10 protein-coding genes are annotated in these 10,698 nt (G+C 67.2%); all 10 read left to right on the forward strand.

Translation table 11 applies throughout. From position 1 onward, the window contains the following. The first annotated feature begins 342 nt into the window (after positions 1–342). The 10 genes from ACT3UN_RS15975 (at position 343) to ACT3UN_RS16020 (ending at position 10,215) form a co-directional block, all read left to right on the forward strand. Positions 343–888, forward strand: coding sequence for a DUF4192 family protein (locus tag ACT3UN_RS15975; RefSeq protein ID WP_444657573.1), 546 nt, complete (start codon positions 343–345; stop codon positions 886–888). A 194-nt stretch (positions 889–1,082) separates the two neighbouring features. Next, a complete protein-coding gene (locus ACT3UN_RS15980) occupies positions 1,083–1,793 on the forward strand; it encodes a DUF3710 domain-containing protein (protein WP_444657574.1) in 711 nt (236 codons plus the stop codon). Between the two features lie 140 nt (positions 1,794–1,933). Continuing rightward, entirely contained in the window at positions 1,934–5,071 is a 3,138-nt protein-coding gene (locus ACT3UN_RS15985; protein WP_444657575.1) for a hypothetical protein, read from the forward strand. Between the two features lie 58 nt (positions 5,072–5,129). Then, positions 5,130–5,738, forward strand: a complete 609-nt coding sequence (locus ACT3UN_RS15990) for a hypothetical protein (RefSeq protein ID WP_444657576.1) — start codon at positions 5,130–5,132, stop codon at positions 5,736–5,738. A gap of 58 nt (positions 5,739–5,796) precedes the next feature. Further along, a complete protein-coding gene (locus ACT3UN_RS15995; RefSeq protein WP_444657577.1) occupies positions 5,797–6,333 on the forward strand; it encodes a hypothetical protein in 537 nt (178 codons plus the stop codon). Between the two features lie 100 nt (positions 6,334–6,433). Beyond that, the gene (locus ACT3UN_RS16000) at positions 6,434–7,687 is read left to right on the forward strand and encodes a hypothetical protein (RefSeq protein ID WP_444657578.1); all 1,254 of its coding nucleotides are present in this window, start codon (positions 6,434–6,436) and stop codon (positions 7,685–7,687) included. A 150-nt stretch (positions 7,688–7,837) separates the two neighbouring features. Further along, complete coding sequence (locus ACT3UN_RS16005) at positions 7,838–8,698, forward strand: hypothetical protein (protein WP_444657579.1); 861 nt, start codon at positions 7,838–7,840, stop codon at positions 8,696–8,698. Positions 8,699–8,864: 166 nt separating this feature from the next. After that, positions 8,865–9,323, forward strand: coding sequence for a hypothetical protein (locus tag ACT3UN_RS16010; protein ID WP_444657580.1), 459 nt, complete (start codon positions 8,865–8,867; stop codon positions 9,321–9,323). A gap of 59 nt (positions 9,324–9,382) precedes the next feature. Beyond that, positions 9,383–9,859 carry a hypothetical protein gene (locus ACT3UN_RS16015; protein ID WP_444657581.1) on the forward strand — a complete coding sequence of 159 codons (477 nt, stop codon included), beginning with the start codon at positions 9,383–9,385 and terminating at the stop codon, positions 9,857–9,859. Beyond that, the gene (locus tag ACT3UN_RS16020) at positions 9,856–10,215 is read left to right on the forward strand and encodes a hypothetical protein (RefSeq protein ID WP_444657582.1); all 360 of its coding nucleotides are present in this window, start codon (positions 9,856–9,858) and stop codon (positions 10,213–10,215) included. Before ACT3UN_RS16015 ends, ACT3UN_RS16020 begins: the two co-directional genes overlap by 4 nt. Positions 10,216–10,698 lie beyond the last annotated feature (483 nt).

Consider the following 10,698-nt stretch of genomic DNA (forward strand, 5'->3'; position numbering starts at 1 on the left):
GTCGGCCTAGGGCGGGCGTGTGGTCGCGGTGGCTGGTGTGCGCCCCGCTCCGCCCTCCTCCCCGCGGCGGGGTCGGCAAGGGGAACTGAGTTACGGGGCTTTTCGACACCACGGGAGGTGCGGGAGAACTCGGCAATCTTGCTCTGCGATCCAGACACAGCCGGCACAGCACGCGCCTACCGCCCACCTTGATCGGTAGACGCCATTAGTCGTACGACTCGGCTTCATCCCAACCGCGCAATTTGATAGTGCTACATGTTTGAGGGACAGAAGCACTACTAGCCACATCGGTTACTATCAGTAGTAGTGACAACGTCCCCCCCCCCGGCCCGAAAGGACACCATGCACGACCTGGACTGCGTGGATAATGATCTGCTGCTGGCCCTTGGCTCCTCCCTCCCTGGCGTTCTGGGATTCATTCCCACCCACCACCTGATTCTGGTTTACGTGCAGGGCCCGAGCGACCCGGTACTCCCCATCGGCCTACGGATTACCCGAGGCATCACCGCGGACGCAGTGGTGGAGGTGACCGATCACGTCGCACGGAGTTTCTCCGCCTCCGGCTCACCGCTACGAAGGACACTCGCCATAGCCGCGACCAGCGATAAGCAGGAAGCAATGCGCGTTTCTGAGGTGGTAGAGCTCGTGGCGGATCTGATCACTGTTCCCATGCACCAGACATGGTCTGCCTCACTGGGTTCCGGCGAAGCGCTGCACCTTCGCCTCCCTGGCGGGCGTTGGTCGCCGATAGGAACCCTGGCCAACGTGCTGACCACCGCTGCTGCGCACACGCACATGGCTTCCGGGCGCAGCCTGCATCGAAGCAGCGAGCGAGGCTCTCGACTTCCGGAACCCGCTGAGATACCACAGACTGCCTTCTGGAAGTAGACACGTCACGATGGTGCACTAGTTGTCGTTGTGGTCAGTAGCCGGTATGGTTATCATACTATCATCGGCAACGAAATCGTCGACCACCATTGCACCCGAGGAGCCTGCCGTGACCAACCCCATCGCCCCGCCGGCCGCGTTCCGCTTCACTCGGCGGGGAAGCGTACTTCAGATCAAGATTGAGAGAGCTACCGATGAGTAGTCTTTTTCTTCGCACGCCAGCCCGCGACTGCCCCGCTGAGGAACACGCCGGCTCTTTGCCTTCCGCGCCCCGTACTGTCGATTCTTCGCTGGGGCCGTGGCCCGCGGCAGCCGAGCCCAAGAGCCCTTCACCCCGCCACATGCTGGACACCCCGGTCCGCTTTGCTTCTGCCCGGCTTGATGCCCCCTACAAGGCACAGGTGTGGCTGAACACCCCGGTCGAGGGCGCCCCAGACGCAGTACACATCCGCCCGTCGGACACCACAGCAGAGATCGCGGTGAGTGTCCTTGCTTCCCCCGTCACGGGGGACTGGTGGAACACCCACGCCGTCGAACTACTCGCCGGTTCCATCGCCGCGCAGAACGCCCAGGCGAGGCAGAAGAATGCGGCAACCCCTGTGACGACGATCGCTCAGGTTCCCGGGCCTTTCGGTATCGAGGTGCACTGCACCCACCCGCTGAGCGCACACCCCACCCCTGCAGGTGACTGGGCTGGTTCCTCGGCTGGGGGAGCGGTGCTGCGTGACGTGGTGATCATCGGGTGCTCCAGGCCCCGGTGGAGCATCAAGCTCACCATCTACGGCGTGGATGTCACCGACACCGACATTGATTACGCCCATCAGATCGCCGCGTCGATGATCGTCACCCGCGACACCACACCCATCCCGCCAGGCACCCCGTTGCCAATGGGGTTGTTGCGATGAGCATCCACCCACCTCGGGGCCCTGCCCCGCCGCGTAGCAGCTGCTTCGACACGCTGCGTGCTCCCACCACCACCACCACCACCACCACCACCGCGACGACCCCCAGGCCTAACCCTCAAAAGAGAAAGTGATCACCGACGATGACCACACCCACACCCCAGACCACCATGACGCCCGGGAGGCGAGCTCGTATCAAGCGGGCCGGGCTTCTCGTCGCCGCTGGCGCACCTGCCCTGGTGGTCACCGCCGCCCTGGCACCGAGTGCCGCCGCGGAGACGACCCCTACTCCTGCTGATTCACTCTCCCAGGGGATCAGCGGACTGTCCGACGGTTTCGCTGACCTCGCCGGCGATCTGGCCGGCGCGTTGCCTGACTCCCCGCTGCTCCCGGATGTTCCGGCCCCGGTGTTGCCGACTGGTTCAGCGTTGCCGGTGAACCTGCTGCGCCGTGACACCCCCGGTGCTGAAACATTGACCACCGAGCTCGTTGATCAGGTCACCAGCGCTGCTGGTCCTGACCCGTATACATCCCCGGGTGCAGCCACTGGTGCGGCGACGAAGGCCGACACCGCCACGACCTCCCCCGCTGCTCCGCGGGTGAATGCCTTCCAGGTCGCTCGCGCCCACATCGCCTCGGACCCCAGCGTCATCGGCCAATGGGTGGGCGCATTCAAACCCCCCGCACCTGAGCTGGTCAACGACGCCCTGACAGGTGTGAACACCCTAATCAACCGTGGCGTGGGCGGGGCTATTGCTGACGTGCAGTCCGCCATCGACACCACCCTGGCCTCACCGGAGTACCAGGCGTGGGCCAACAATGACGCCAACCCTTTCGCCTACCGTGAGGGAGCCGGTGTTGAGCGTGCTGCCGCCGGCATCAGCGCCCTGATCGATTCGATCACCGCCCGGCCGGCAGAAACACTGACCCAGATCCTGGTAGAGGCCGGTGGCCCGGCCCGGGTGCTCACCGACCCGATCGGCGCGGCCCGGGATGTCGTCACCAAGATCGCTGGGGTGGATTTCGCCCGTGATGTCACCGAGTTCCTCACCGTCCAGCTGGGCCCCTCCATCGCAGAGGCACTGCGTGCCGCGGCCCCGGCCGCGCTGATCCCCCTGCTCCTCGCCATCCCCGGTGCCCTGGCAGGTGCAGCCACCGGTATCGTGCCCGGTGCCCTGCTCGGCGGGATCCTGGGGGCACTCAACCCGCTGTCCATCCTGGCCGGTCTGGCCACCGCCATCCCCGGCGGCGTCCTCGGCGGGCTGGCCACCGGCGCGCTGGGCCTGCTGGGTTCCGCGCTGGCCACCCTGCCCCTGCTGCTGGGTCTGCCGCTGCTCGGTGCTGCCGGGGCGTCCGCCCTGGCCTTGGCCGCGGCGGCAACGATCATCTTCGGCACCTGGCTCGCCAGCGTCGGTGTCGCTGCACTGGTGCTGGCCGGCATCGGGCTTGTCGCCGGTGTCATCGTCGCCATCGTTGGCTCGATCGTGGCACCACCACTGTTCCTCGCCGCCATCGGCGGCGGGATTCTGACCTTCCTGTTCATCCTGGCCATCGGCACCGGGGCCTACATGGCCCTGACCATCGCGCTTCCCGTCATCATCTTCGGACTCGTCGCCATCCCCCTGCTGCTCGGTGCCGCCCTGCTGGGGGCGGCGGCCGGTTTGCTCGCCGGGCTGGCGATCGCCGCGATCGCCATCCCGCTTATCACCGCCCTCTCGGCGATCCCGGGAGCCATCCTCGGCAGCATCCTGGGCTATCTGGCTGGTTCACTGGCCACGAAGATCATCTCCGCGCTCATCGGTGCTGGTATCGGGGCTCTGCTGGGTGCTCTGCTCGGCGGGCTTGTCGGTGCCGGACTCGGTGCCCTGCTCGGCGTTCCGGTGGCCCTGGCCGTCGCCGCGTTCCTCGCGCTGACCCGCTTCAACGATCTCGCATCCAGTTTCGGCGACGGTGCTCTCGGCCGGTTGGCCGAGGCTATCCAGCGCGGCTGGAACGACTCGGCACTCAAGAAGCTCCTGGATCGGCTGACCGACGAGCTCGGCTCCACCACCACCGGTGAAGCGCTGAACAAGATCGGCGCGTTGATTACCGCCACCCTGGCCCAGACCGCATTCCTGGACGGTCGTCGCCTGCGCGAGATGATCATCGCCGCCGCACTGCGCGGCGCTATCCCCGGTGGGCTCGCCGGGGCCGGGCTTGGCGGGCTGCTCGGCGCTCTCGCCGGGCTGCTCAACCCGACCAACCTGCTCGCCGGCATCCCCGGTGGCATCCTGGGCGCTCTGCTGGGTATCCCGGCCGGGGCCCTGGCCGGGGCCGGACTGTCCGCCCTGATCGGCGCGCTGACCACGGCTGTGGTCACCCCGCTGGCGTTCCTGCCGATCCTCGCTGCCCTGACTGCCCTGTGGGCTATCCCGGCGATCCTGTCGTCACTGGTGGCCCTGGCCGCAGCCATCCTGCCGCCCATCGCCCTCGGTGTCGCTGCCGGTGTCGTCGGTGGACTGCTTGTCACCTCGCCGCTGTGGATCCCGCTGACGATCCTGGCGGTCACCGCCACGATCGTCACGTTCGTCGCCTTTGCCATTACCTTCTGGTCGGCGATCACTGGTGTTGGCCTGCCCATCGCCGCGGTCGCCGGCACCGTGGCGACCATTGCCGGTATCGCCGCGGTGGTGCTGGCCACCGCCAACTTCCTGGTCATTGGTGGGGGCATCCTCGGCGGGCTGGCACTGATCGGTATCCCGGTGTTCCTGATGACCCTGCCACTGTTCATCTTCCCGGCCCTGGCAATCCCGCTGCTCAACCTGCTGGCGTTGCCGCTGGTGATCCCCGTCGCCGCCGGACTGTCCCTGCTCGCTGGCCTGGCCGCCGGCACGCTCACCGGGCTGGGTTCATTGCCGCTGACCGTGCCGCTCGGCGCGATCCTCGGCGGACTGACTGGCGCGACCCTGGGTGCCGTCACCGCAATTGTGGCCCGCGCGATTGCCCGCGCTGTCACCGACGGGATCCTCGGAGCCGTTCTCGGCGGGATCCTCGGTGCCGGTGTGGGGGCCACGCTCAGCGTGCTCTACGAGCTGATCAGCTCCACCCGGGTCACCACCTTCACCGACTCTGGTGCTTTCGGGATTGATGCCCGGCTGATCAACACCAACGCCGCACCGCATCCCAAGGCTGCAAACACTCAGGTGGCGGTGCCGACCCCGGCCGCGGCGGACTTCGGGTTCGAAGCCACCCCACCCGCACCGCGTCGTGCGGTGGACATCACCGACCTCATCGCCGCCTGACCCGCCCTGTCATCTGTCGCAACCTGTCACAACCCTCTTGTTAAGGAGAACCACCCTCATGAGCACCAACGAGCACCCCACCTTCGACCCCACCACCCCGACGTCCAACGACCTCACCGCCGCGATCAGCTACACCAGCTCCAAGCTCTCGGCGTCGTGGCCGCAGGTCCTGGAGATCAAAGACTCCATTTCTAATGGCGGGTCGATCCCCTCGATCAGTGAGGCTGAGCAGGTCATTGCGATCATCACCGATCAGACCCCGGCCGGGGCGTTGAAGACCGCCCAGTCACAGGCGCAGACGATCGTCACCGAATGGTCGCAGGCCGCCGCAGCGGGCACCACCGGTTTCGGTGATCTGTCCGCACAGGTATCTCGACTGTTCGCCGGCACCGGTGCAGACACCCAGAACAGTGCGGGGGAGGGGTTGACCGGGCTGCTCGGCTCGCTGGGCACGCTGACCAGTTCGCTGGGTGCCGGCTACGCCACCGCCCTGGTGCTGGCCGTGGGTGAGGCTCATGCCCCGGCCGGGGCGTGGGCGGAAGCCACCGCAACCACCGGGGTGCAGAACAACCCCCAGAACAGCGACCAGAACAGCGACCAGAACAGCGACCAGAACAGCACCGATACCGGCGCTGGTTCTGGTGCTGACGACACCTCCGCAGCCTAAACACCCACCAACCCCCGGCGCACGCGCCAGTGCACCGCCGATTCGCTGAAAGGACGCCATGACCCCCAGAGACCACGATAATGACCGGTACGGTCAGACTCCGCGGCTGCTGACCCGGCAGATCGGCGACGCCGACACCGAGGACATCTTCGCCACCGCCACCACCGCCGCCGACCAGGGGTCACAGGGCGGTGATGAGGTCGTGGTGATTCACCCGGCGTACCGGCACCGCTTCATCACCGGATCCACAGCCCACCGCAACAGTGACGACGGTGCAGCCGGTGCTGATGTCGATCTGCAGGATGCCCCGGTCGGCGGGGATCGCCTACTGGCCACCACGGCACTGATGTGCGCTGCGGTGGCGATGATCGTCGTACCCGCCGCAGCACTGTCGTCGCGTATGGGTGTCACCGTGATCACCGACCCGCTGGTGCTCATCGTGGCTACCCTGAGCTGCCTGGGTGTCGCTGTGGTCCTGGGGGCAGGTGCCGAGTCCGGGCGCAAACTGCGCACCGCGATCTCTGCCTGTCTCGTCGGGCTGAGCCTGTCGGGTGTGGCGCTGTGCGCGGCCGGCTATCTGTGGGCGGTGATCTAGCACCGTGAAGCCGAACAGGAAGCCCAAGCCCACACCCCCCGCCGCTGGTGAAGAGCAGGACGCCGCGTCCTCGCGCACGGTGGCGAAGGTGCCGAAGCGTGTGACGGTGATCACTGTGTGTGCCGTGGCGGTCGCGGCGACGACCGCGGCTGGGGTCATGTCGGCCAAAGATACGACCGTGGCGGTGAGCGCTGACGGGGCTGAGCTGTTCTCCAAGCAGGTTGATGTCGAGGTGGTGGACTACTACCAGGACGTCTGCCAGGTCGTCACCACCGCCGGCGATGCTCGCTCCACGGTGGCACGCTCGATGCTTGATCGGGCCAGTGACGGGACTGATCCCTACGAGCAGGTCGCCACCGGGGCAGCTTCCGGTGGTCTCAGCGATCCGGGTGTGGCTGCCGCAGCGTTGAGCACTGCCACCGAGCAGATCGATGCGAAACTGTCGGTGCTGAGCTCCCGGAGTGCTCCGCACGTTGCGGTGGTTGACCAGGTCGACAAGCAGGATTTCGCTGCCCCGGCGAGGTCTTTCATCCTCGCGGTGTCTGATCAGATCCAGCACGCGTCGGCCACCACCAGCACCACGGCACTGGCCGAGCCTGCCAGCGAGAATGAAGACGTTGATCGGGGTGATGCTGGTGTGGTCACCAGGGTGCTCCGTACTGCTGACGAGTTGGGTTCGACAATCTCTGAGGCGTTCGCCACCTTCGCCCATGATGCGCCGATCCCCACCGAGGCGACGTTTACCCAACTGGCCTCCACCGGGCAGTGTGCTGCGTTGATCACCGACCCCGACAGCACTACTGGTGGTCCTGGTGGGACGGTTGACCCGGAGCGTGTGGATGAGGCGTCGGTGTCGTTGTACACCACCCACACTCACCTCACCGAGGAGTTGTCGGCCGCACTCGGGCAGCTCGACGAGGTAACTGGCCGGCAGTACGCCAGTACCGGCGAGCTCGCCGAGGCCTTGGGCGAGCCGGTGAACAATCTTCACCGCATCGTCGTGCGTGGTGCAGGTGAACTCGACGAGCTGGCCGAGGACGCATCCGGATCAGTGCGCACGCTGGCGGCCACGCATGCCGGGTTGTTCACCGAAGTGCAGGACACCGCGCGCACCCTGGCCGGGCAGATCGATGAGTTGGAGCAGCTGGGAGCACTGGCTACCGAGCGCGATGTCAGTGCCATTGCCGACAGTATCGAAACGCTTGTCGGTCAGGTCAGTGCCATTCAGTTGGGTTTCGCCGGGGACTTCCGTGTCCCCAACAAGGCCACCGCCGACACCCTGGCCGAGGTGTCCGACACCACCACAGAGCAGCACAGTGCCGACAACGGTTCTGAGACAGGTTCTGCCTCCTGATTCTGCGACAGTGCAGGAGTAGTGATGAGAGCAGCATGCTGGAGATTCATCAGCGCGACGCCGGAAGATACCAACAGGACAGGGTTGAAGCACGTCGAAGTGCCTGGTTGCATCGTCGCTGTAGCTATTGCCCAGATAGGCTGGTGAACCATGGATACGATCACCGCGCACCACGGGTGCGCCGGGGCGGCGGCCTCGGCGTGCACACCAACCTCCGCCGCCGTCACCGCCGACATCGGGGCACGCGTCGACGCAGCGCCGGCAGACCCTCGGATGCTGGAGCACCTGACCGACCAACTCGCCGGCACCGAATCACCTAGCCTCGACACCGAGGAAAACGCAGCCGGGGAGGTGGCGCAGGCACGGGTCACCGCAGCGATCCGCTCGATGACCAGCCACCAGATCGAACTGGCCGAGGCCGAGGGCACGGCCCCGGTCACCGGGACGACCACCGACACGGCGGCGGGCTGGGTCGCCGGTGACCAGGTACACCTGTGGATCACCGGCGGCTGCCTGGCCATGGTCACCGCCCCCAACGGCGACATCGAGGTCATCGGCTGCGAGGAATCCCCCTACGGCATCGACGCCGAGCAGGTCTACGCGCAGTTGATCGAGCGCGGCGAGGAACCGGGCCCGGCTGCGCTCGGCGCCCATACTGCCCGCGAGCGTGATCTGGCGACAACCAACACACCGGTGGGCCGGGCCCGGGTGTGCGACTACGCCGACGCAGGCACCGTCGCCGCTGGCGGCCGGTGGGTCACCCGCCCGGTGTTCCAGGTGGCCCGCGTGACGCTACTGACCGCCGGGGCTGCGCAGTTGCTGGCCGCCGCTGGCTACGTGGTCGCCGAGTCCGTCGCGGCTTTCGTCAACGACGCCTCCGGGTTCAACGCACGGCTGACCGAGCTGTGGCAGTGGCTGGAGCAGGTTCAGCGCGGGGACCCGACTCGGGTGCGGATCGTGCGTGCTGCCGACGTCACCGAGGCCGCGGTGGCCGTCCTCCCGCTGCGCTGAACCCGCGGTCTGCGATGCCGGAGGCAGGGGGGGCTGGTTCTGGAACCTGCGGCACGTCCCTGCTTGTCACTGATATAGTGAGAACGTATCAGTAGCCGACCGCTCGCGGTCGCGAGACCTTGCCGGAGTACGGGGTCCCGCCCGCCGACCCCCCCCCGGAGACGACATGCCCCCCAAGAAGAAGAACAAGTTCGCCCCGGCGAGCGTGTTTGATGCGACCGTCATGATCAACTTCCAGTCCATCGACCCGACGTTCATGGCCCACCTGCGGCGCGTCGTGATCTACACCCGCACCCACGGCCGGCCGCCAGGTGTGACCTACCGCAGCCGCGACGGCCTCAACTCCGGGGCCTGGCTACAGCAGTGCCAAGCCGCCCCGCACGCACTGAGCATCGAGCAGCGCGCCCTGTTGCTTTCTGTCCCCGGCGTGCGCCTCTCGCTGGACCCGTCGCTGTGCCGCCTGCCGATGGGCTACCGCAGCGACTCCGAGGAGAAGCTGTGGCGGCGGGTCTCCGCCTGGGCCGACAACCCGGTCTACGACGCGGGTACCCGGCGGGCCCGCTACAACGCGATGCGCCTGCGGATCCAGGCGGCCGCAGCGCGCGACGAGACGTCCGCTGCCTGACAGATAAAACAGGTTTCTACACCATGTACCACTGTGGTTAGTATGTTAGAGTCGCCCGTATGACCGCCACAGCATTCACCCCCGCTCCGGGGGCCAGTAAGTCCCTCCAGGTACTCCATCTCCGAACCGACCCTGCCGCAATCGCTGATGCGCTACTCGCCGGCAGGGCCGCCGCCGCCGTCTCACAGCGCGCCCGTCCCGTCTGGCCAGCGTCGGTGACCGACGGCACCGCCCGAATCGGGCTGCGCACCGAGCACCTGATCGCCTGGCGAGCTCGCGGGCGCCCCGACGCTCCTCACGCCGTCTGGAGTATCGAGCACCTGGCTGACGCGTCCGGGATGCCGAGCCTGGCCACTGGCCTCGACGAAAACACCCCTGCGGTGGTTCTCTACGCGCTGGCCGACCTGCTCGGTAGCGAGGTCGGCGGCGAGCGCTTCACCGCCGAGGGGCCCGACCTCGTCGGCGCCCTGCTGCGCCGGCCCGGCGCAGCGGACGTGTCTGACCCCGAGTCGGCCACCGAGGAGGCCGCGGCGTGAGAACGACCGGATCAGCCAAGCGCCTCCACCCCGACACGTACCCACACAGCGCCTGGGACCGACTGCGGCGCAACCGGGCGGCCCGCTACCAGCAGTTGCCGCCCGACACGCTGGCCACCCTCGGGGCCACCGACATGGTCACCGTGGCCCGTGAGTGCTGGGACCAGGGCATCACCTCCGCCGATGCTGCGCGCGACGCGGTGGTGCAGCTCTACACCCGCCACCACCTGCCCTTGAACACCATCGCCGAGCGCACGGGGATAAGCGTGACCACCGTGAGCCGTATCGTGCGGCACTGGCCGGGCTCGCGCACCGACAGCCCCAACGCCGCCGGCACGTCCGACGACGGGGAGTAGGGGAGGTTGGCTGTGACTGGGCCGACGTGCACGACGAAGACCTGCACCTACTGTGGCCGGCGGGGATCCATCCAATTCCGCCCGTCCGGCTTCAACGGCGAGTGGATATGCGAGTCGGGGGAGTCTTGAGGGCGTCGGGTTCGGCGCCAGCATGGACGCCGAGCGGGCATCGCAGCTGTAGGGCTTGCCAGATACTGACCAGCGCGGTCGGTGGCGACGCTAGGCTGCGCGCGAGTGTAAAACGCCAACGCTGTCGGTGATCGCGGACTCACCCCCACTGCGTGGGGTAGACCTGACCTGTCATCAGCAACGCTGTAGAGGTGGCGGTTCTCTAGACTGACGCGCGCCGCAGGCCTCGTCTCCGGCGAGTAATCCTGCGGATCACTTCCACCCAGTCCGCAAAGAGGGTGTCTCCGGCTCCAATTATATGCCGGGGATGCCCCGGTCACCACGGCTATACGCTAAGTGATCAGTCGATCACGT

The sequence above is a fragment of the Corynebacterium sp. AOP12-C2-36 genome, assembly GCF_052379185.1.
In the GTDB taxonomy this organism is placed as follows: domain Bacteria; phylum Actinomycetota; class Actinomycetes; order Mycobacteriales; family Mycobacteriaceae; genus Corynebacterium.